The sequence below is a fragment of the Phycisphaerales bacterium genome (assembly GCA_020852515.1).
Classification (GTDB): domain Bacteria; phylum Planctomycetota; class Phycisphaerae; order Phycisphaerales; family UBA5793; genus UBA5793.
On record JADZAS010000010.1, the window covers coordinates 40,329 to 62,896 of the forward strand.

General features: G+C 65.5%; 14 protein-coding genes. 8 read left to right on the top strand and 6 right to left on the bottom strand.

Annotated elements, in window-relative coordinates; all coding sequences use genetic code 11:
- Positions 1 to 5 precede the first annotated feature (5 nt).
- From IT430_04700 to IT430_04710, 3 genes are all read right to left on the bottom strand, one after another.
- Complete coding sequence (locus IT430_04700; protein ID MCC6907220.1) at positions 6 to 1,805, bottom strand: VCBS repeat-containing protein; 1,800 nt, start codon at positions 1,803 to 1,805, stop codon at positions 6 to 8.
- 209 nt (positions 1,806 to 2,014) lie between these two features.
- Complete coding sequence (locus IT430_04705) at positions 2,015 to 2,443, bottom strand: DUF2267 domain-containing protein (protein ID MCC6907221.1); 429 nt, start codon at positions 2,441 to 2,443, stop codon at positions 2,015 to 2,017.
- A gap of 52 nt (positions 2,444 to 2,495) precedes the next feature.
- Positions 2,496 to 2,981 carry a CBS domain-containing protein gene (locus IT430_04710; protein MCC6907222.1) on the bottom strand — a complete coding sequence of 162 codons (486 nt, stop codon included), beginning with the start codon at positions 2,979 to 2,981 and terminating at the stop codon, positions 2,496 to 2,498.
- A 260-nt stretch (positions 2,982 to 3,241) separates the two neighbouring features.
- On the opposite strand from IT430_04710, the gene IT430_04715 reads away from it, so the two are divergent.
- The 6 genes from IT430_04715 (at position 3,242) to IT430_04740 (ending at position 12,267) form a co-directional block, all read left to right on the top strand.
- Positions 3,242 to 3,907 (top strand): CDP-alcohol phosphatidyltransferase family protein, encoded by a 666-nt coding sequence (locus IT430_04715; GenBank protein ID MCC6907223.1) that lies wholly within the window; start codon positions 3,242 to 3,244, stop codon positions 3,905 to 3,907.
- 10 nt (positions 3,908 to 3,917) lie between these two features.
- The gene (locus tag IT430_04720; GenBank protein MCC6907224.1) at positions 3,918 to 5,465 is read left to right on the top strand and encodes a sugar ABC transporter ATP-binding protein; all 1,548 of its coding nucleotides are present in this window, start codon (positions 3,918 to 3,920) and stop codon (positions 5,463 to 5,465) included.
- Positions 5,458 to 6,495, top strand: coding sequence for an ABC transporter permease (locus IT430_04725; GenBank protein ID MCC6907225.1), 1,038 nt, complete (start codon positions 5,458 to 5,460; stop codon positions 6,493 to 6,495). Before IT430_04720 ends, IT430_04725 begins: the two co-directional genes overlap by 8 nt.
- Positions 6,496 to 6,512: 17 nt before the next feature.
- Entirely contained in the window at positions 6,513 to 7,481 is a 969-nt protein-coding gene (locus tag IT430_04730; protein ID MCC6907226.1) for a substrate-binding domain-containing protein, read from the top strand.
- Between the two features lie 150 nt (positions 7,482 to 7,631).
- On the top strand, positions 7,632 to 10,661 hold the full coding sequence (locus tag IT430_04735; GenBank protein MCC6907227.1) for a hypothetical protein: 3,030 nt from the start codon (positions 7,632 to 7,634) through the stop codon (positions 10,659 to 10,661).
- Positions 10,662 to 10,755: 94 nt separating this feature from the next.
- On the top strand, positions 10,756 to 12,267 hold the full coding sequence (locus tag IT430_04740) for a DUF2961 domain-containing protein (GenBank protein MCC6907228.1): 1,512 nt from the start codon (positions 10,756 to 10,758) through the stop codon (positions 12,265 to 12,267).
- Positions 12,268 to 12,329: 62 nt separating this feature from the next.
- Here IT430_04740 and IT430_04745 read toward each other — a convergent pair whose 3' ends face one another.
- Together IT430_04745 and IT430_04750 are read right to left on the bottom strand one after the other, a co-directional pair.
- Positions 12,330 to 13,997 (bottom strand): FGGY-family carbohydrate kinase, encoded by a 1,668-nt coding sequence (locus IT430_04745; protein ID MCC6907229.1) that lies wholly within the window; start codon positions 13,995 to 13,997, stop codon positions 12,330 to 12,332.
- Positions 13,994 to 15,520 (bottom strand): hypothetical protein, encoded by a 1,527-nt coding sequence (locus IT430_04750; protein ID MCC6907230.1) that lies wholly within the window; start codon positions 15,518 to 15,520, stop codon positions 13,994 to 13,996. Before IT430_04750 ends, IT430_04745 begins: the two co-directional genes overlap by 4 nt.
- Positions 15,521 to 15,918: 398 nt before the next feature.
- Between IT430_04750 and IT430_04755 the strand changes: the two genes are divergently transcribed.
- Positions 15,919 to 16,611 (top strand): DUF502 domain-containing protein, encoded by a 693-nt coding sequence (locus IT430_04755; GenBank protein ID MCC6907231.1) that lies wholly within the window; start codon positions 15,919 to 15,921, stop codon positions 16,609 to 16,611.
- A 208-nt stretch (positions 16,612 to 16,819) separates the two neighbouring features.
- Here the strand turns inward: IT430_04755 and IT430_04760 are convergent, their stop codons facing one another.
- Positions 16,820 to 17,533, bottom strand: a complete 714-nt coding sequence (locus IT430_04760; protein MCC6907232.1) for a hypothetical protein — start codon at positions 17,531 to 17,533, stop codon at positions 16,820 to 16,822.
- A 265-nt stretch (positions 17,534 to 17,798) separates the two neighbouring features.
- On the opposite strand from IT430_04760, the gene IT430_04765 reads away from it, so the two are divergent.
- A complete protein-coding gene (locus tag IT430_04765) occupies positions 17,799 to 22,490 on the top strand; it encodes a glycoside hydrolase family 127 protein (GenBank protein MCC6907233.1) in 4,692 nt (1,563 codons plus the stop codon).
- Positions 22,491 to 22,568 lie beyond the last annotated feature (78 nt).

The following is a 22,568-nucleotide window of genomic DNA, read 5'->3' on the forward strand; positions in this document are numbered from 1 at the left end:
GGAATTCACTCAACGCGGACGACGTTGCTTGTCGCGCAGGAGTCAAGGTCGAGCAGTTGCACGTAGCCGCCGCAGGCGGCGCCCGGCGCGGTGGCATTGAGAACGCGGCGGCCATCAGCGCCGGCACTGCCTCGGTACGCGATCTGAATCTGATTGGCGCCCAATCCAAGCGGCGTTCCGGCGCAGGGCTGCTGCGGCGGAACGACGAATGAGCCCTGGTTGCGGGCGAATAGCAGCGCCGCCTGTCCGCCGGGCGTCGCGCCGGTCCACTCCACGCGAATCGCGCCTCCCTGCGGGCACGAGGCGTCAACACCCAGCACCGGCCCTTCGCACTCATCCGGCACGCCGTTTCCGTTGCGATCGAGCGACCGGCCCTCGGCGATATCACAGCCATCCGGGAGTTCATTTCCGTTGCAGTCGGCGAACAGCCGGTTCAGATAGAGGAAGTTGCCCAGGCTCGGATCCCAGTTCGTGATCGCCATGTCGATTTCCGGCGACCAGGTGAACTCAACCTCAAGCGAAGAGCCGGGCAGACGCATGTCGACGCTCACGCAGCCGCGCACGCGATTCCACATGTACGCCGACGGCGGCAGCGGGTTGCCGTCGAGGCGCACCTCGACCACACTGCTGATCTGGCTGCGCGACAGGTGGAATTGGCGAGGCTGCGATTGCGGCGCGTCGAAATGATCGGTGATGCGCTGCTCGACTCCGCACGACGGATTCACGTCACCCAGCACGATCTTCTCGACCACGCTGCTGCGCCGGCTCGACCAGGACGGCGCGGCGGGCAGGCCGGCGCCGTTGTTGTAGAACAGCCTCGAGTTATCCCACCAGGCGCCCGTGGCCAAGTCGAGGCGGCCGTCCAGGTTCACATCGCCCAGCGCAACGGCAGAGCCGTATCCGTCGTAGTAGGACCACGAGCACGAGGTGGCGTAGTAGCCGCTCTCGCGGCCGTCGTACTGGCGGAAGTAGCCGGCCCCGCTGAGTTGGATGTTGTCCGTCGTGAAGAGTTCGGGCAAGCCGTCTCCGGTCACGTCGCCGGTTGCGACCATGATCGAATCCTGGCCCGGGTTATTGAGCGTCGTCCAGGCGGGCTCGGCGTCGAGCGTGCCGCCAGCGTTGCGGAAGACCGCGGTGTGGCTGAAACTGCCGGTCTCAATGAGATCGAACCAACCGTCGCCATCGGCGTCATCCCACGCGCAGCCGTTGTAGATGTAAGTTTGCTGCGACTCCCAGTCGGGCGCCGGCGAGAGCACGCCATCGAGGTTGAGGTGCACACGAGCCGGGTACTCGTCGCCGCCATACATCCATCCTGAGGCCAGGGCCAGATCGGGCCGGCCGTCGCCATTCATGTCGCCAAAGGCGCAGCCGAACGATGCATCACGTTGCTGGCTGTACCAGTCCGGCAGGCTCGAGAGCGTGCCGTGGTTGTTGAGATACACCTTGGCGCTGGCCACGTCCGGCAGCAGCACGGCGACCGCGACGTCGATCCAGCCGTCGCCGTTTACGTCGGCCACGTCGAGATGGCCGTTGTACTCGGCGTCGCTCGACTCCCAGTCCGGCGTGCCTGGGAAAGCGCCGCCACCCTGGTTGTAGTAGACGGCCAGGCGCTCACGGCGCATGTCGTTGCCGTTGGCGACGACCAGATCGAGCAGACCATCTCCGTTGATGTCCGCCAGCGCTGCGCCGGTCGAGTAGCGAAGATCGGTCGATACCCAGTCCGGATCGTCGGCGAATGGATGCTGCGCCAAAGCGACGGATGCAGTGAGAAGAATGCAAGCGAGTCCGGTGGTGCTGAGTTTCATGACGCCCCCTGCTGAATCGTGCAGCCTCGGCGCAGCGCGGCCATCGCGCGACGGCCGCCTGCCCATAAAGTCGCGGCATGAAATGAGTATTCCCGGTCTGCCACCGTGCTCAGCGCGGAGAGCACAATCAGGGCGGGATTCCCGGGGTGGATTCCCCGCCCCCTTGCAGCCAGTGACGCCGTCGGTCCGCCGGGCACGGCGGACGCACCTCAATCCGGCCAGCACCGCTGCAGTTCCTGCGGCAGATTGCTGATCACACCACAGATCTCGCCGGCGCTCACGTGCCGGTTGAGCAGCTTGAACACGGCCTCGATCACCTGTTCGACGGGCATGTCGAACACGCGGCCGGCGCGGACACACACCTGCTCGCACAACTCGCTTTGCCGGTGAATGCGCGTGGGCGTGGCGGCCGGCTTCCAGCCTTCGTAGAACAGGCCGCGGATCAGCATCGGCAACTGCGCCGCCAGTTGCACCGCCTGATCAGCCGGCAGCCGGTCGCGCAGCGCATGCAACGTGCCCCGCAAAGCCGCGTACGCCTGCTGCGGATCGCAGTCGAGGTCGCGCTGGAGTTCGTGAATCCACTCCTCGCTCTTGTGTACGGTGGCGGAGAATACGTCATGGGCAGTGGTTGCGGTCATCGGTTCACCTCTTCCTCGAGTTCGGTTCGCTGGAGCAAGCAGATGCAGTCCATCAGCGGTGCTTCGCTTCAGCCGGGGCGGCAAGCACGCCGAGGAGATCGAGCGTCGTGATGATCCCTTCAGGAAAGCCCTCGCCGTCGATGACCACAACCCGGTGCACTCCGGCGTCGCACATGAGGCGGGCGATCTCCTGTGCCGTGGCCTCCGGCTTGACCGTGATCGGCTCCTCCGCCATGCACTCCTCGACGAGAATCTCCGTCGCGGGCACGGCCTCTCCGATGTCCTCGCCCGACTCTTCGAGCGACTCGAAGAAGAACGCCGGAGCGACGGCCATGCCGCCCTCGGCCAGGCGGCGAACCAAGTCCGTCTTGGAAATCACCCCCACCATCCGACCTGACTCATCGACCACGGGCGCGCCGGAGATGTCGTTCTCGACCAGCAGGCGCGACACCTGCCGAAGCGTCATCGAAGGCGCGGCGCACACCGGATCAGTTGACATGATCTCGCGAGCCGTAGTTCCCATGCGGATTCTGGTCATGGCGATGCTCCTTGCGAGCGGCTGAAATCGCCGACTGCTCACTTCGATGCTACTCGGTTGGCTGCCTCGCGCAAGCAGGGAAAACGCCCATACTTGTCGAGCCGGCACATCGCACAAAGGCGGCGCCGGAAGCGCGCTGGCGCCGCACACTGTTTCGATGGCGATCGAGCCAGCCCGCCCGCACCGAACGGGCGCCGCAGAAACGCTACGTCTCTCCCGACCCATTGCTCGCCGTTCAACTACACTTCATCAGAGGTTGCATGCCCCGGCACGAGCCGCTCACTTCCGGCCCCGGTGTTCGCGACGCCGACGGACGGCGCCGTGCCGGGTGGCTCACCTGGCCGAACCTGCTCACTTGCTCACGCATTGTCGGCTCTGTCGTGCTGTTTATTCTCGCTGGACTTGGCCAGGAGACTCTCTTCTTCTGGTTGCTGGGTGTGATGCTCTTCACCGACTGGCTCGACGGCCGCCTGGCGATCCTGCTCGACCAGTGCTCGGTGATCGGCGCCCGCCTCGACAGCATCGCCGATGCGCTCATGTATTCGTCGCTGCTCTTTGCCGTGGCGATGCTCCGCCCGGAGTTTGCCCAGCGGAACTCAATTCTGATTGCGGTGATGATGACCAGTTACGCGGTTTCGGTCTTTGCCGCGCTCTTCCGCTTCGGGCGCCTGCCGGCGTACCACACCTGGGCGGCCAAGATGTGCTGGGTGTTCATCCTCGGCGCCGCCATCACCATCTTCGCGCGCGGCCCGGACTGGCCGGCGTGGTTGGCGATGAGCGTGGTCATCCTCACCAACATTGAAGAGACGCTCATCACGATGGCCCTGCCGGCCTGGCGCGCCGACGTGCGATCGATCTTCACCATCCGGCGTCGATCGGCTCGCGGGCGCACCTCGCCGGCGGCGGGCGTCGGGCCCGCCGGGTAGCATGTACGCGATGCCCGTTGCGTCGCATCCTCCATTCACCGCTGCCGCACTGTTCGAAATGGAGGGCATCAGCAAGTCATTCGGCGGACAGCGGGTGCTGCGCGAGGTCAGTTTCGACCTGCACTGCGGCGAAGTCCACGTTCTGGCGGGCGAGAACGGCGCCGGCAAGAGCACGCTGATGCGCATACTCGGCGGCGCTCTGCGCGCCGATGCAGGCCGGATCGACGTCGCGGGCCGCCCGGCATCGCTGCGCAGTCCGCGCGACGCGGCTGCGCACGGCGTCGCCATCATCCACCAGGAACTCTCGCTCGTCGGGTCCATGTCCATCGCCGACAATCTCTTCCTCGGCCGTGAACCATCAACCGCGGGCTGGCTTCGTCGAGCCGGCTCGCTGGAGCGCAGCCGCGCATTGCTCGCGCGCGTGGGGCTGCACGTTGACCCCCGCCGCACGGTGGACAGCCTGGCCATCTCAACGCAACAACTCGTCGAGATCGCCAAGGCTCTGGCGCTCGATGCCCGCATCATCGTCATGGATGAACCGACCAGTGCGCTCAGCGAGCCCGAGGTGCGCCACCTTTTCACCCGGATTGCCGATCTGAAGGGCGCCGGCTGCGGCGTCATCTACATCACCCACCGTCTCGAAGAGATTTACGCCATCGCCGATCGCATCTCGGTGCTGCGCGACGGCCGGCTCATCGCCACGCGCCGCGCCGCGGACCTCCCGGCCGGCGAACTCGTGCGCCTCATGGTCGGGCGCTCGATGAGCGAGCAGGCGCCGCGGCGCGCCGCGGCCAACGGCGATGTGCGCCTGCGCGTAAGCCACTGCACCGTCCGCGGGGCTCGGCCCGGCCTGCCGCCCGTCGTCCGCGACGTGTCACTGCAGGTCCATCGCGGCGAGATCCTGGGGCTGGTCGGTCTCGAAGGCTCGGGCGTGAGCGAACTGCTCTGGACCATCTTCGGCGCGTTCGCCGATCGCGGCACCGCCCGCGTCGAAATCGACGGCCGGCCCGCGTGCATCCACTCGCCTCGCGCCGCCATCGCCGCCGGCCTCGCCCTCGTCACCAACGACCGCAAGCGCACGGGGCTGGTGCCGGCGATGGACATCATCGCCAATTCCACTCTGGCGACGCTGCCGAGGCTAAGCCCGGCGGGCTGGATCGATCGCGCTGCCGAGGCGCAGCAGGCGCGCGAATCGGCGCGGCAACTCAATCTATCAGCCGCGTCGCTGCGCCAGCGCGTCGCGACGCTCTCGGGCGGAAATCAGCAGAAGGTCGTTCTCGCTCGCTGGATGGGCGCCGATCCGAGCATCCTGCTGCTTGATGATCCGACGCGCGGCGTGGACGTCGGCGCCAAGCACGAGATCTACCTGCTCATGAACCGATGGAGCGAGCAAGGCCGGAGCATCGTCTTCAGTTCGTCGGAGTGGCTCGAATTGCTCCAGGTAAGCCACCGCATTATGGTGATGCATCGCGGCCGCGTCGCCGCGTCGTTCGAAGGCGGCCGGGCCGGGCCCGCCGAACTGCTCCGCGCCGCGATGGGTTCAACTGCCGATGCCTGAAGCGCCGGACAACCCGACTGCGCTGCTCGCGCTCGAACATCGCGAGCGGTCCGGCTGGCGCGCCTGGATCACCAGTTCCTCGGCGACGGCATTGCTCGCCCTGTGTTTTGTCCTGCTCATCGGCGTCATCTTCTCGGGCGACGGCGCTTTCTACAAGTGGAACACGCATCGCGATGCGCTGCGCCAGGCGTCGGTCTACGGCATGCTCGCGTGCGGCATGACGTTCGTCATTATCACGGCCGGGATCGATCTCTCGGTGGGCAGCGTGCTGGCGCTGGTCGCCGTGGCCTTTTCGATTCTGAGCATTCACTGGTCGTGGTCGCCCTGGCTGGCCGTTCCGGCGTGTCTGGCGCTGGGCGCTGCATGTGGCGCCGCTTCAGGCGGCATCATCGCGCGGCTGCGCATTCAGCCGTTCATCGTTACGCTGGCGATGATGGTCTTTGCGCGCGGGCTGGCCAAGAGCATCAGCGGCGGCAGAAAGGTTTCGACGGCGATGCAACTGCCCGACGGCTCCTGGACCGCCGCCGACGTGCCGCACGTGTTTCGGACCATCGACTCGCGCCTGCTGGGCGACAATGTCTCCGTCGTCAGCCTGATCTTCCTCGCGTGCGTGCTCGTCTCGTGGATCATCCTGTCGCGCCTGCGCTGGGGGCGCTATCTCTACGCCATCGGCGGCAATGAGGAAGCAGCGCGGCTCTCGGGCGTGCCGGTCACCATGATGAAAGTCCTCGCCTACGCGCTGGCGGGAGTCTTCTCGGCCGTCGCCGGCCTGTGCCAGGCGGCGCAGGAGCAGCAGGGCGACCCGGAGGCGGGCATCGGCTATGAACTCACCGCCATCGCCATCGTCGTCATCGGCGGCACCAATCTGATGGGCGGTCGCGGCGGGATCGGCCTGACCCTGCTGGGCACGCTCACGATCGGCTATCTCGATAAGATCCTCAGCATCAACGCCGTCCCCGAGGCCAGCCGGCTGATGCTCACCGGCGTCATCGTCATCGTCGCCGTACTTCTCCAGCGGCGCACAGATTAGCCAGACAGGTGGTCCACATGAAACACGCTGCGTTCCTCAGATTGCTCGTTTCGCTGCTGCTGATCGCGCCGGCTGCGGCGGGCTGCAAGCGCTCGACGCCGACCTCCTCCAGCGGCGGCGCCTCATCCGGCGCCGGGGCCTCGTACACCATCGGCATGAGCCAGTGCAATCTCGGCGAACCGTGGCGCGTGCAGATGAATGATGATGTCCGCAAAGCTGCTGAGGCGCACACGGAACTCAAGATGATCTTCAAGGACGCACAGAACGACACCCTCAAGCAGCGCGCTCACGTTGAAGAGTTCGTCAGCGCCGGCGTCGATCTCATCATCATCAGCCCCAAGGAGGCCCAGCCGCTCACCGAGCCCGTCGCCAAGGCGGTGCAGGCCGGCATTCCTGTTATCGTGCTCGACCGACGCGTGATCGGTGATGAATACACCTGCTTCATCGGCGCCGACAACAAACTCATCGGCCGCAAGGCCGGCGAGTGGATCGTCCAGACCCTCGGCGGCAAGGGCAACGTCGTCGAACTCAAAGGCCTCATGACCTCCACACCCGGCCAGGATCGTCACTCCGGTTTCCGCGAAGCCATCAAGGGCAGCGAGATCAACATCATCTTCGAAGCCGACATGAAATGGCTCGAACCCGATGCGCGCAAGGAGATGGAGTCGGCCCTGTCACGCTTCGACAACATCGATCTCGTCTACGCCCACAATGACCCGGGAGCCCACGGCGCGTATCTCGCCGCCCAGGCCGCGGGTCGCGCAGACAAGATCAAGTTCGTCGGCATTGATGCGCTGCCGCAGGAAGGCGTCGTCTATGTGAAGCAAGGCATCCTCGCCGCCACGTTCCAGTATCCGACCGGCGGCGCTGAAGCGATCGACATGGCCCTCAAGATCCTGCAGGGCGAAACCGTGCCGAAAGAAATCACGCTGGGCTCGCGCGTCTTCACCAGCGAAAACGTCGAAACCGGCGGCGATCCGATTTGAGGTCCTGAACGCCGCGCGGCGCCACCCGCGGCGGCGCTCTGTGCGCGGAGATTACGCATGGCCACTCCGGAATCCAACGCATCAACATGTGACTGCAGTGGATCATGCCTGCCCACCCGCCGGCAGTTCCTCCACGCGACGGGAGCTGGGTTGACTGCTCTGACCCTGCCGGGTCTCTCGCAGGCCATCATGGCTGGGCCGTTCGAACAGCCGGATGGAATCTCCCACTTCGTCCCGGCCGACAAAAAACTCGCCGCAGAGTGGGTCGCAGCGCTGACGCAGCGCGGCCAGCCGCGCGTTTGTCGCGGCGACGATCTCAAGTACATCGGCATGCCGGTGGGCGGCGTCGCAGCCGGCCAGCTCTACCTCCTCGGCGACGGCACGCTCGGCTGTTGGCAGATCTTCAACCAGCAGTACTTCAGCGGCTACGGGCGCGACAACTACGACCTGCCGCCCGCCGCGTCCCCCATCGAGCAGGGCTTTGCGATCGTCATCGACGACGGCGGCACGAACACCGTTCGACGCCTGTCGTCAGCCGGCTTCCGCAGCGTCGAGTTCGCCGGCCGCTATCCCATCGCCGACGTGCACTACGCCGCGGCGGACTGCCCGGCGAAGGTGCACCTGGAGGCCTTCTCGCCGTTCATCCCGCTCAACGCGCCCGACAGCACACTGCCCGCGACCATCTTCAATCTCACCGTTCGCAATACGTCGAATCGCACCGTTGCAGTCGGCGTGCTTACGTGGCTGGAGAACGCGATCTGCCATCACAATGGAAAGTACCTGCGGGCTCAGCGCGTCGGTCGCGTTGAGTCGCGCAAGGGGCGCGGCGCCATCGTCCACTCCATGCGGCCGCTGCCCAAGCCAGCGCAGCCGATCCGTGAACCCATCGTGCTCGCCGACTTCGAAGGCGCGGATTATGGCAACTGGAGGGTCGAGGGCCCGGCCTTCGGCGCCGGGCCTTCGCACGGCACGCTTGCCAACCAGCAGCGCGTCAGCGGCTTTCAGGGCCAGGGCCTCGTGAACACCTTCCTCGGCGGCGATGGACCAACCGGCCGGCTGACCAGCCCCGAATTCGAGATCAGCCGCCATTACCTCAACTTCATGATCGGCGGCGGCGACCACAAAGGCCAGACCTGCATCAACCTGCTCGTGAACGGCAAAGTCGTTCGCACCTCCACGGGCCGCAACCAGGAACTGCTGCGCTGGGATTCGTGGGATGTCCGCGAGTTGGCCGGGAGCAAGGCAGCCATTGAGATCGTGGACGCCCACTCCGGCGGCTGGGGCCACATCAACATCGACCACATCGAACTCGCCGACGAGTCGCGCTTCGGCCCAAGCGGCCCGCTCGAAGAACTTGACGACTACGGTACGATGACGCTCATGTACGATGGACCCTTCGTCGGCAGCGCGGATGTCGCTCGCTCCGCATCCAAACTCGGCGGCGTTGCGGCACCGATCTCAGATCGCAACTTCACCTGCGACGCCGATGTGCGCCGCTCCATCGGGCTGCAGGCTGACTCCGTAGAACTTGAGCCCGGCGCGGCCCACACCTTCACCTTCGTCCTCGCCTGGCACTTTCCCAATCGCTCCGGCGTCGGGCAGCAGTATGCGAGCCGTTTCGCCGATGCAGCGCACGTTGCTACCGATGTCTTCGACCATTCCAAACGACTCACCGAGGACACGCGCCTCTGGGTCAAGACCTTCTACGAAGACAGCACCCTGCCGTGGTGGCTGCTCGACCGTCTGCACTCGACGGTCTGCAACCTCGCGACCGGCACGACGCAGTGGTGGAAGTCCGGCCGCTTCTGGGCGTGGGAGGGCGTCGGCTGCTGCTCAGGCACCTGCACCCACGTCTGGAACTACGAGCACGCCATGGCCCGACTGCTTCCCGAACTCGAACGCAGTGTCCGCGAGAATCAGGACCTCGGCGCAGCGCTTCACGAAGATGGTCTTGTCGGCTTCCGCGGCGAGCGAAACAACGCCTATGCCGCCGATGGTCAGGCCGGCACCGTGCTCAAGTGCTACCGCGAGCATCTCATGTCGCCCGACGACGCGTTTCTCAAACGCAACTGGCCCAACATCAAGAACGTGCTGCTTTATTCGATCACACAGGACGGCAACGACGACGGCCTGATCGAAAGCAGTCAGCACAACACCTACGACATCAACTTCTTCGGACCCAACACCTTCGTCGGCTCGCTCTATCTCGCGGCCCTTCGCGCCGGCGAAGAGATGGCCCGCCTCATGGGTGAGATCGACTTTGCCCATCGCCTGCATCGCATCTTCGAGAACGGCCGCGACCTGTCGGTGAAGCAACTCTACAACGGCGAGTACTTCATCCAGCAGGTCGATCTCGCGGCCCATCCGCGCGATCAATACGGCCAAGGGTGTCTGTCCGATCAACTCTTCGGCCAGGGCTGGGCTCATCAACTCGGCCTCGGTCCCATCTATCCGCCGGAACTCGTGCTCACCGCGCTCCAGTCGATCTGGAAGTACAACTGGGCGCCCGACGTGCGCCCGCAGAACGAAGCGCATCATCCGGAGCGCTGGTTCGCGCGGCCAGGCGATGCGGGTCTGTTCACCTGCACCTGGCCCAAGTCGGAGTATCTGGCGCAGGGCGTGCGCTACCGCGAAGAAGTCTGGACCGGCATCGAGTACCAGGTGGCCGGCCACATGATCTGGGACGGCTTGCTCAGAGAGGGCCTGGCGATCTGCCGCGCGATTCATGATCGCTATCACCCGAGCAGGCGCAACCCATTCAACGAAGTCGAGTGCGGCGACCACTATGCCCGCGCCCTGGCCAGTTGGGGCGTGTATCTCGCGCTGTGCGGCTTCGAGTACGACGGACCGCGCGGACATATCGGTTTCGCACCCCGGCTCGCTCCAGAGAACTTCAAAGCGGCGTTCACTGCCGCCGAGGGTTGGGGCTCATTCGCCCAGACCAACGACGCGCAAGGGCATCGTGTTGCCATTGACATGCGCTGGGGGCAACTGCAATTGTCGTCGGTCGCGATCGCACAGCCCGAGGCCGTCAGGCAAGCAAAGGGTCGACCCGTGGCCATGATCAATGACCGCATGATCAATATGGAAATGAACATCGCCGATGGCCGCATTCACATTCAGTTTGACCCGCAGATCACGCTCGAAGCCGGCCAACGGCTCGAAATCCAACTCGCCTGATGAATCCTGACATCGAGGACCTGGCATGCGTGGGAGAACTCTGCTCATAGGTATTGGATCCCTCGGTCTTGCTCTGTTCGCTGGTGGATGCGAAGTGAACGTCGCGGTGCCGATTCCCACGGCCAGCGCCGGCTCGCTTTCCAACCTTCTCATGCTCAGCAGCGATCGATCGATGCGTGTGTCCTCGGCCGCGCCGGAGCGTTCGAGCAACCGGGATAATCGCCGCATCGAGCCCGGCGGCACGTTGACGCTTGCCGACATCGAAGGCCCCGGCGTCATCACGCACATCTGGATCACCTTTCCCGACCCCGCGCCCGGCTGGCTCGGCCGCGATGGCAACGCGAACCACTCCCAACTCGTCCTGCGCATGTACTGGGATGGCGCCCAGCGCCCCGCGGTCGAAGCGCCGCTGGGCGACTTCTTCGCGGCAGGCTTCGGCCACCGCGCCGAGGTGCTTTCGCTCCCCGTGCTCGTGCAGGGCGGCGATGCGTACAACTGCTTCTGGCCCATGCCCTTTTACAACTCGGCCCGCATCGAGATCGAGAACCAGTCCACGCTGCCGCTCAACGCGCTCTACTACCAGATCGATTACGTGAGCAAGAAGTGGCTGCCGCCCGAGACGCCCTACTTCTGCGCCCAGTACCGCCAGGAGTTTCCGGCGCAATCGGATCGCGACTACCTCATCCTCGACGCCACCGGCGCCGGCCATTACGTCGGCACGGTGCTCAGCGTCCGCTCGCGCAGCCCGGAGTGGTTCGGCGAGGGCGATGAGAAGTTCTACATTGACGGCGAAACGACGCCGAGCATCCAGGGCACCGGCACCGAAGATTACGCACTCAACGCGTGGGGCATGGCGATGGGCACGTATCCGTACTTCGGCGTGCCGCTGCTGCAGGGCGAGTGGGGCGCGGTCGGATACACGACCACGATCTACCGCTGGCACATCCCCGATCCCATCTACTTCACCCGCTCGCTGCGCGTCGAGATCGAAGACGCCGGCTGGATCTCGACCGACGAATTGGCGGATGGAGTCAACCGCGGTTTTGTCGAGCGCAACGACGACCTCGCCAGCGTTGCGTTCTGGTACCAGGTCGGGCAGCCGTTTGGTTTTGCCGAACTGCCGGGCGCTCAGGAGCGCGTGCTGCCGAATCTGGATGTCGTGATCGAAGGACGTGAACTGCTCTCCACCGCGCGCAGCGAAAGGGTCGAAGGGCTGCATCTGCAAAGCGGCTTCCCGTGGACCGGCGACGGCCAGCTCTTCATCGACAACAACCACGGCTCTGGGGCGTGGGTCGAATTCGATTTCACGGTCGCGACGGACGATCTCCGGCAACTCACCATTCGGTTCACCAAGTCCTACGACTTCGGCCGCTACCGCATCCTTCTTGACGGCCAGGAGGTGCGCGGCGGCGTGGACTTCTACAGCCCCACCGTCGCACTCGACGAGATCAATCTCGGCAGCGCAAACTGGACAGCCGGCACACACACAATCCGCCTCGAGTGCCTCGGCTCCAACTCGTCATCCACGGGAACGAAACTCGGCGTGGATTCCGTGCGCCTGCGCCAGCGCTGGGAGGTGAAGCGGACGACGCCGAAGGACTTCTGATGGGACTTGGCGCCCTCCGGGCGTCCGCGGCGCGTTGTCCAAGTAAAACACAGCACCCGCCCTCATCGCATCAACGCGCGATACGCCAACTGATCTTCGTACATGCGGTGGAACACGCGATGCTTGGCGTCGTGGAAGGCTCTGACAGAGCCGCCCGACGGCTCGATGATCCGGTCGGCATGGTTCATCGCCGCCATCGCGTCGAGCACGGTCGCGAACCGCCCCGACGCGACCGCCCCCAGAATTGCCGAACCCAGCAGGATCGCCTCCGGCTCGCGCGGCAACACGATTCGCAGTCCGGTGACGTCGGCGTGCTCGCGCAGGAAGACCGGGTTCTTCGTCCCGCCGCCGCACGCGAACATCGTGTCAACCCGGTAGCCGCTGCCGTTGAGGGTATCGACGATGTGCCGCGTGCCGTGCGCGACCGCCTGCACCGTCGCCAGGTAGAGCAGCGCGAGGTCGTCGATGGAGTCGGACAGGCGCAGGCCCGAGATCATGCCGCGCAGCGTCGCGTCGGCGCGCGGCGAGCGGTTGCCGTGGAAATCGGGCATGACGTGCAGGTCGCGCGTGAGTTGAGCGGGAAGGTCGCTTCCCGCAGCGAGTCGCTCGAGATGGCCGTTGAGAATCTCGTAGACGCTCTTGCGCGCATCGTTCGCTTCACGCTGAAGTTCCGCCGCCCGGGCGTGGGAGAAGATAATGTGATCGATGAGCGCTCCCGTGGCCGACTGCCCGCCTTCGGTCAGCCACATGTCGGGAATCATGGCGCCGAAGTACGGCCCCCACACGCCGTCGATGAAGTGCGCCCGGCGCGACACGGCCATGTGGCACGTGGACGTTCCGCCGATGAGCGCCAGGCGATGCTCCATGTCAGCCGGAGTGGGATGCTTGCCCTCCAGCGGCGCGCCGAGCAGGCCGAGCCCGCCCGCGTGCGCGTCGATGATCGACACACCGACCGAGGTACCGGGCTTCAGGCCGAGTTCTCCTGCGGCCTTCTCCGTCAGACCCGTACCCATTGCTTCGCCCGGCGGGCGAATGCGCGTGCCGATGCGCTTGAAGCCGTCAGCTGCCAGGTCGCCCAGGCCGATCGCCTTCCAGTATGTCGCATCCCACCGTCCGAGCGAGTCGGCTGCATCGGAAGGTTCGTGACCGAGGTACGTCCACTTGCACACCGTCGAGCAAAGCGAGCGGCCTTCGCAACCCGTGGCGCGATAGGTCAGAAAATCGGGCAGGTCGAAATAGCGCACGGCGCGAAGCCACGTCTGCCGCAGATTCTCCATGAGCCAGAGCAGTTTGGGCGACTCCATCTCGGGCGAGATGCGCTTGCCGACGTAGCGGAGCACATTGTGGCCCATCGCGTTGATGCGCTCGGCCTGCTCGATGGCCCGGTGATCCAGCCAAACGATGACGTTCTGCTCGTCGTGCCCGCTGGGGCTCACCGTCACCGGACGGTCATTCTCGTCCAGCGCGACCAGCGAACACGTCGCGTCAAAGCCGACGCCGGCCACGCGATCGGCGCTGGCTCCAGCCAGGCGCATGGCGTCTTTCACCGCCGTGCAGCACGCCTGCCAGATGTCATCGGACGATTGCTCGACAAAGTCGGTCTGGGGCCGCCACATGCGGATCGGATGCGCCGCGCTTCCCAGCATGCGGCCCTCGGCATCGAACACGCCGGCCCGCGCGCTGCCCGTTCCGACATCCACGCCGACGAACACGGGCGCCTCGGCGGTCATCGCAGATCCGTCCCCTGCATGAGCCGCACTTTGAATCCCAGCGAAGCGCTCAGTACAACCATCTCATCGAGAATGTCGCCGTAGGCCACGGCAATGTGATTCGACATGTAGTGGGCCATGACCGTGTCCTGCCGCACGCCGAGGTCAGCCGCCATGAACGGCCACTGCCGCGTCGTGCCGTTCCACCAGGCATCGCGCTTCTCGGCTGGCAGTTTGATCACTTCGCCGGCGCCCACGTCCATCCAGAGGTTGCCGCCGCGGATATACGCGCGCGCCCATGTCATCTTGCCCGGCAGGCTTTCGCCGGCGAACGTGCCGCCGGGCACCGGGAAGTAACCCGCCGGCTGGCGATACGAGTGCACGCCCCTGAGCGTGTCGGGATCGTGATTGAAGGCGTAGGCGCCGCACGATCCGGAATTGAGCAGCACCCAGACGAATCGGCCTTCATGCTCGCCGCCCCAGCGCACATCGTGGAACATGAGCGCCTGGTGCAGTCCCTTGGCCTTGAGCAGCCGTTTCATCATCTCCATCGGCACGAGGTTGCCCTGATCGGCTTCGGTCGAGCAGACGATGGTGTCGCCGCTGCTTTCCGGCCGGCAGGTTGAATTGAACAGCCCTTCGGCAAAGTCGCTCGGCGGGCGCAGGTTGATCAGGCCCAACTGATACTGCCAGCCGAGACAGTCGCACTTGAACTCGTCAACCAGATCGAGCACGGCGAGATAATCGCGCAACTGCTCGCGCGTGGCATTCCTGTCAAAGTCCTTTGCATCGCGTTCGCCGTAGTGGAATTGCACGCCCTTGGAATTGACAAAGGCCAAAGCCTCGTCGAGGCGCGCGTCTTTGATGGATCGGCCGCGATCGATGATCCACGCCTGGTCCACCTTGTGTTCGGTGAAGCCGACGGGATTAAGCAGGCGCGGCCCGAAGTAGCCGTTGATCATGCCCATCGACGTGTCGCCGAGCATCAGGGCCAGCACGCGCCGCCGGCGAATGTCGGCCGCCACCTGATCGGCAAGCCGCTTGGCTTCGAGCGTCGGGGTGTGCGGCGTCTTGAGTTCATCTTCGCGATACTCGACCCGGCCGGTGGTCACCCAGTCTTCGAGCCGGGCCATGAAGTCGTTGTCCTGCGTCCAGTCGGCGGCACTGGTCCAGACGCGCGAGAAGGAACGGTTCACGCTTTCGAGGCAGGCGCCGGTGTTGAGCAGACCCACCAGCCCGGGCCAGGTGCCCGAGAAGTTGCTCGCCAGCAGCAGTGGGTTGTCTTTGCCGACCACGCCGTCGGTCGTGTGCGGACCGTAGAACCAGTGCGCGCACACGCCGATCATCGGATCATCGATGGGGCCGAGTCTTTCGATCGCTTCGTGGGGCCGCGTGAGAAAGCCCTCCACGCGGTAACTCGACCGCCCGAGCCGCTTGAGCGCCGCCTCGAGTTGGCCCGTGGCCTGCTCGACGTTGGGCCGCGCCAGTTCGTTGGGTGTGGCACGGTAGTCCCCAGGCCAGAAGATGGCGATGCGCTGGGTCATGGGTCGATCCCTCCGGGAGTGTCGCCGGCGCCTGCTGCCGCCGGCGTTGACAACGACGGGCCGTCTCGCCCCGGCTCACCCCATACGGTACCCGGTTGCGCCCGGCAATGGAAGGGCGCTGCCGACCGATCAGCCTCGTCGGCTGCTACGATACTCGATCGGCCCGCCGCCCGCGCCAGGGCAGGCTTCTCGCCACGCAGGATCAACTCGCCATGCGGCCGGTGCATGAAAAGGACGAGAGCATCATGCCGTCACCCGTCCACCCTCCTCGACCGCATCAAAAAGGCGGCGCCGCGGACCAGGCTGCAGGTGCAGTGGGCGATGAGCAACACACTCGCAGCGATCGGCATCCGCAACGCCGGACGCCGCGAGCGCGCCGTCGCCGTCTGCGAGAAGAATTGCGACAGGGCCATCCGGGACGCCTGCTTCGCCTCATCGTCACGATCTTCCTCCAGGGGCTTGTCGGCCTGCTTCCACTCATCGTCACGCTTGTCGTGCTTGGTTGGCTCTTCTACTACACTGAGCAGGTGCTTGGCACGGCGCTGCTGTACGTGATTCCTGAATCGTGGTACACCCGGGGCATGGGCCTGGCCATCGGCATCATCCTCATCTTCCTCTTCGGCCTGCTCATCAACCAGCGCGGCGTTCCAGGACTCATCAATATCGCTGAGCGCATGATCGGCCGCGTGCCGCTCGTGAAGACCATCTACGGTGCGGTACACGACCTGCTCAGTTTCTTCTCGCGCTCAGGTCGCGAAGGAGCCGTCAGCCAGGTCGTCGTGGTTACGTTCGGCGACTCGGGCATCAAGGCCGTCGGCCTGCTGATGCGCGACACCTATGAAGACCTGCCCCAAGGTCTCGGCGGCGAGGATTACCTCGTCGTCTACTTTCCCCAGTCGTATCAACTCGGCGGCATGCTGCTGCTGGTGCCGCGGGCCAACGTCACACCGCTGGACATGAACCTTGAAGATGCGCTGCGCTTCATCATCACTGCCGGCGCAAAGACCTCGGCAATCCCCGAAGACAGCACCGCCACCGAACCGAACACCACCGGCCGGAACACCCCCCCGGAATCGTTGCCGACGATCTGATACAGAGCGGCGGACGCTGTGATTCAGACCCGCGAGAGCGACGAAAGTGCTGGCCACGGGTTCCGCTCGCCGGGCTGCGCCCGCGCTTCGCTTCACCCGTGGCTACACTCGCGCCCCCCCCGCCGGGGCGAAATCCTCGCGCGAGGCGGAGTGCATGAACGCCGCAACCGATCCGCCGTGTCTGGGATCGCCGTGCCAAAATCTCGGCTTACACGCATGGCTCGTGTGGCCGCGTGCTTCCGTGGTTCGGTTCCGCGTGCTCAATCGCCAGCGCCGTCCATGAGGCGCATTGCGGGAAGCGCAGGGTGAAGAGGTGGGCGAAGACGCCGCCGAAGAGCAGCAGGCCGCCCACCCCCGACCATCTCAATGGCCCGGCGATGAGGGCAACCGCAACGGCGGCGATGAAGAGCGCTCGGCCGATGTTCCAGATCATGCTCGCCCGCCGCTGCGCACCCAGCAGCACGAACGCTGCAATCACCGCCAGCCAGGCGACGGCATGCGCGCCGATCCACGGGGGGGTGAGCAAGAGGAAAGTCAGCACAAACACGGCCAGTGAGATCCACCAGAGGATTGGACGCGTCCGATACGCGGATACACCGCCGCGCCAGACCTTGACCACGGACGCCGCCCACGTCATCCCCCACGATGCAAGCAGCAGACCGGCGGCGATCATTCCCGAGCCGACCCGAACGGCGGCGAGTCCGGTGTAGACGATCGTGCTTGAGACAGTCGGTTGAAACGTGCCTCCGGTTCGAGATGTGATGACGAGGTGCTGGGTGATAACGCCTCGCCAGCCGACCCAGACGAGAGCGGCGCCCCCACCGGAAACGAGGACGCAGAAGATGATTGCCAGGAGGCGGCCGGGCCATTGGGCGTCGCGCTTATCGCGGCGGACGCCGGCGCTTTGTACGCGCGTGATCATCGAATCCTCCCTCCTCCTGCGCGCAGCGAACGGACCAATTCGAAAGCGGCGCAATGGTACACGCCATCCGGGGTCTGCCTCGCCCTTCGCGCAGCGCCGATGCCCTGCGCCGTTGATGAGCGGCCCGACTTCACGCGCCGGTCTGCGTCCGCTCGCACAGGTTCAGATCCCTCGCCACGGCCGTGTGTCCGCCCGCTGATAGAATGACCTCGCGGCGGCCCGTGTCTGGGGGCGCCGCCCCATCGCTTTCGTCGGGGAGGCTGACATGAACAATGCTGCGGCCATGATGTTCCTGCTGATGATCGTTCTCGCGGGAGGGTGCGCGATGCAGACGGTGAATGTGACGATGGTTCCGCACCCGCCCGTTGACTCGACCAACGCCCACTACGTCTCCAATCGCCCGCCGCTCGCGCCCAGCGCGATGATCAAACTGCCCGTGGGCGCCGTCACCGCCGAGGGCTGGCTGCGGCGCTGCCTTGAACTGCAGGCCGACGGCGTCACCGGCCATCTCGAAGAACTCAGCCCGTGGCTCGAGAAGCAAGACAACGCGTGGCTCTCGCCCGACGGCCAGGGCAAGTGGGGCTGGGAGGAAGTCCCCTACTGGCTCAAGGGCTACGGGGACATCGGCTATCTCCTCGGCGACGAGCGCATGATCGCCGAAGCGCGCATCTGGCTCGAGGGCGCGCTGCGCAGCCAGCGAGCCGACGGCAACTTCGGCCCCGTGCGGATCTTCGAAGACGACGGCTCTCAGGACTTCTGGGCCAACATGCCCATGCTCTTCTGCCTGCAGTCTTACTACGAGTACACCGGCGACCAGCGCGTCATCGACCTCATGACGCGCTACTTCCGGTACCAGATGACCGTGCCGGATGACAAACTCCTCACGCACTACTGGCAGCACCTGCGCGGCGGGGACAACCTCTTTTCCATCTACTGGCTCTACAACCGCACGGGCGATGCGTTCCTCCTCGATCTCGCGCGCAAGATCCACGACAACACCGCCGACTGGACGAAGAAAAACACCCTGCCCAACTGGCACAACGTCAACGTCGCGCAGGCCTTCGGCGAACCGGCGACGTACTGGCTGCAGTCAAAGCAGCCCGGCCATCTGCAGGCCGCCTATGACAATTTCGAAACCATCCGCCGGCTCTACGGCCAGGTGCCCGGCGGCATGTTCGGCGGCGATGAGAACTGCCGCGTCGGCTTCGACGATCCGCGCCAGGCCATCGAAACCTGCGGCATGGTCGAGCAGATGCTCTCGAACGAAACGCTGCTCACCATCACCGGCGATCCGTTCTGGGCCGCGCACACCGAAGAAGTCGCCTTCAACTCCCTGCCCGCCGCATTCACGCCCGACTTCCGCGGACTGCGCTACCTCACCAGCCCGAACATGGTCGTGAGCGACTCAGTCAGCCACTCGCCCGGCTTTGACAACGGCGGGCCGATGCTGACGATGAACCCCCTGAGCCACCGCTGCTGCCAGCATAACCACTCGCACGGCTGGGCGTACATGGTTGAGTACCTGTGGATGGCCACGCCGGACAATGGAGCGTGCGCTGCGATCTACAGCGCCAGCCGCGCGAAGATCAGAGTCGGCGACGGCACCGAGGTGGAGTTCATCGAAGAAACCCGCTACCCCTTCGAAGACAACATCCGCTTCACACTGCGCATGAGCCGCGATGTCGCGTTTCCGCTCTACCTGCGCATCCCGGATTGGACGAGCGACGCAACCGTCAAAGTCAACGGGAGAAAGAGCAGCGCCGAGTTGAAGGCCGGCTATGCGCGCCTCGACCGCACCTGGCGCGATGGCGACACCGTTACGCTGCACCTGCCCATGCGCCTGAGCGTCAAGCGCTGGGACAGAAATCACAACGCAGCCAGCGTCTCTTATGGCCCGATGACCTTCTCGCTGGAGATCGGCGAAGAGTACCGCAAGGTCGATGGACGCACCGCGGCGCTGCGCGATGCCAAGTGGCGCGAAGACGTGGACACTGAGAAGTGGCCCGCGTTCGAAATCCACCCGACCACCCCGTGGAACTACGGCCTCGTCCTCACCGGCGACGTGAACAAGGACTTCCGCATCGAACGCCGCGACTGGCCCGCCGACGACTTCCCCTTCACGCTTGAAGCCAGCCCGATCCGCCTCATCGCCAGGGGCCGGCGCATCCCGCAGTGGACGCTCGATCAATACGGCCTGTGCGCCACGCTCCAGGACAGTCCGGTGCGCACCAGCGAGCCAGTCGAGGAGATCGCGCTGGTTCCGATGGGCGCGGCGCGGCTGCGCATCTCGGCGCTGCCCGTCGTCGGCGACGGGCCCGATGCCCACGCGTGGAAGCCGCCGGTCATGCCAAAGAAGATGTACGAGGCGAGCGCTTCACACTGCTACCAGGGAGATTCGACCGCGGCCATCGGCGATAACCTTGAACCCGAGAGTTCGGAGGATCAGACCGTGCCGCGCCACACTTTCTGGCCGCACAAGGGCACGGCGGAGTGGTACGAGGCGAAGTTCGATGAGCCGCGGCACATCGACCACGTGCGGATCTACTGGTTTGACGATCGCGACATCGGCGGGCAGTGCCGCGTGCCGGCGTCGTGGAAGCTGCTTTACCGCGACGGGGAGCAGTGGCGGCCCGTCGAAGGCGCCGGCGAATTCGGCGTACAGCGCGATGCGTGGAACGACGCGTACTTCAAGCCCGTCACGACCAGCGCCATGCGCATCGAAGTGCAGTTGCAGGACAACTACTCAGCCGGGCTGCTCGAATGGAGCATCCTCAACGTCGGCCAGAGCTTGATGAAAACGCGCTGGACCGATGATGTGGACGCCGCGAACGTGCTGCCCGAGTATCCTCGGCCGCAGTTGCGCCGCAGCCAGTGGGTGAATCTGAACGGGACATGGCAGTACGCCATACGGCCGCGCGAAGAGGGCGAGCCCGCGCACTGGCAAGGCGACATCCTCGTGCCCTTTCCCATCGAATCGCAATTGAGTGGCGTGGTCAAACCGGTCCTGCCCGAGCAGGCGCTCTGGTACCGCCGGTCCTTCGAGCGGCCGGCGCTGGGCAGGGGCGAACGGGTGCTGCTGCACTTTGGCGCCGTGGACTGGCACGCGACCGTCTGGTGCAACGGCGCGCTGCTAGGCGAGCACAAGGGCGGCTACGACCCGTTCTCGTTCGACATCACCGATGCCCTTCGCGAGGGCGGGCCGCAGTGGATCACCGTGCGCGTCTGGGATCCGACGGACACCGGCGCTCAGCCGCGCGGCAAGCAGGTGCTCAATCCGCAGGGCATCTACTACACCGCGGTCACCGGAATCTGGCAGACGGTGTGGATGGAGACGGTGCCACGCGCGTACGTGAAGCGCCTCACCATCGAACCCAGGCTGGATGAGTCGAGTGTGGAGATCCTCGTCGAGTCTGACATGCCCGTAGCCTACGAGGCGACGGTGCTGGACGGCCGCAGGGTCGCCGCCACCGCGCGCGGCCAGGCCGGCGAGCCGCTGAGGATCAGGATCGACAATCCCAAACTCTGGTGGCCCGAGGCGCCGTTCCTGTACGACCTCATCATCCGTACCGGCGACGACGAGGTGCACAGCTACTTCGGCATGCGCTCCATCGAGATCGGCCTCGACAGCGACAACCTCAATCGCATCTGGCTCAACGGCCGGGTGGTGTTCATGTTCGGCCCGCTCGACCAGGGCTGGTGGCCCGACGGGCTCTACACGGCTCCCACCGATGAGGCGCTGCGCTACGACGTGGAGAGGACCCGCGCCATGGGTTACAACATGGCCCGCAAGCATGTCAAAGTCGAACCCGCCCGGTGGTACTACTGGGCCGACCGGCTCGGCCTGATGGTCTGGCAGGACATGCCCTCGCTCGCCGCGCGCGGGCAAAAGCACTACGTCGCCCCCGGCGCGCCCAGCGACGTCGAACTCAGCGATGACACCAGAAATCAATACCGCGCCGAGTTTACCGCCATGTACGAACTGCTGCGCAATCACCCCAGCGTGGTCGCCTGGGTGCCCTTCAACGAGGGCTGGGGACAGCACAACACCAACGACGTGCTCGCCTGGGTCAAGCGCCTCGACCCCACGCGCCTCGTGGACGGGCCCAGCGGCTGGGAGGATCGCGGCTACGGCCACTTCAAGGACCAGCACAACTATCCCGGGCCGGGCATGTTTCCACCCATGCCCGATCGCGTTTCCGTCCTCGGCGAGTTCGGCGGACTCGGCCTGCCCATGATCGGCCACCTCTGGCAGAGCGATCGCAACTGGGGCTATCGCAACATGGCCGACACCGAGCAACTTGCAAGCGACTACGAATCGCTCGTGCGCGATTTGCGCCTGCTCGTCGGCAAGGGGTTGTCGGCCGCGGTCTACACGCAGACCACCGACGTCGAAGGCGAAGTGAACGGCTTGATGACCTACGACCGCGAGATCATCAAGATCGGCGCCGAGCGCCTCGCGTCGATCAATCGCAGCGTCTACGAGCCGCCGCCGGTGGTGCGCGAGGTGGCGCCGACATCGCAGACGCAGGGTCAGCCGTGGCGCTACACGCTCGCCGCGCCCGGCGGCCAGTGGATGAGCGTCGAGTTCGATGCGTCGAACTGGAGCCAGGGGCGCGGCGGGTTCGGCACCAGCGGCACGCCCGGCGCCTTCGTCAACACGACCTGGTCGGGCAGCGACATCTGGATCCGCAGCGAGTTCGGCCTCACGGCTCGCGATGCGCAGGCTCGCGAACTGATGCTATCGATTCACCACGACGAAGACGCCGAGGTGTACATCAACGGCGTGCTCGCGGCGAAACTTCAAGGCTACACAACCGGCTACCGCCTCGTGCCGCTCACGCCCGAGAGCCGCTCGGCGCTCAAGCCAGGCGGCAACGTCATCGCCATTCACTGCCGCCAGACCACCGGGGGCCAGTACATCGACGCCGGGCTCGTGGCCCTGGAGGAGCGCCAATGACGCGGCTCGCTTGAGGCATCTTGGCCGGTGCGCGCGCAGCCGATACGATGGCTGCTGACTCACCCTGCTGCATGCCAG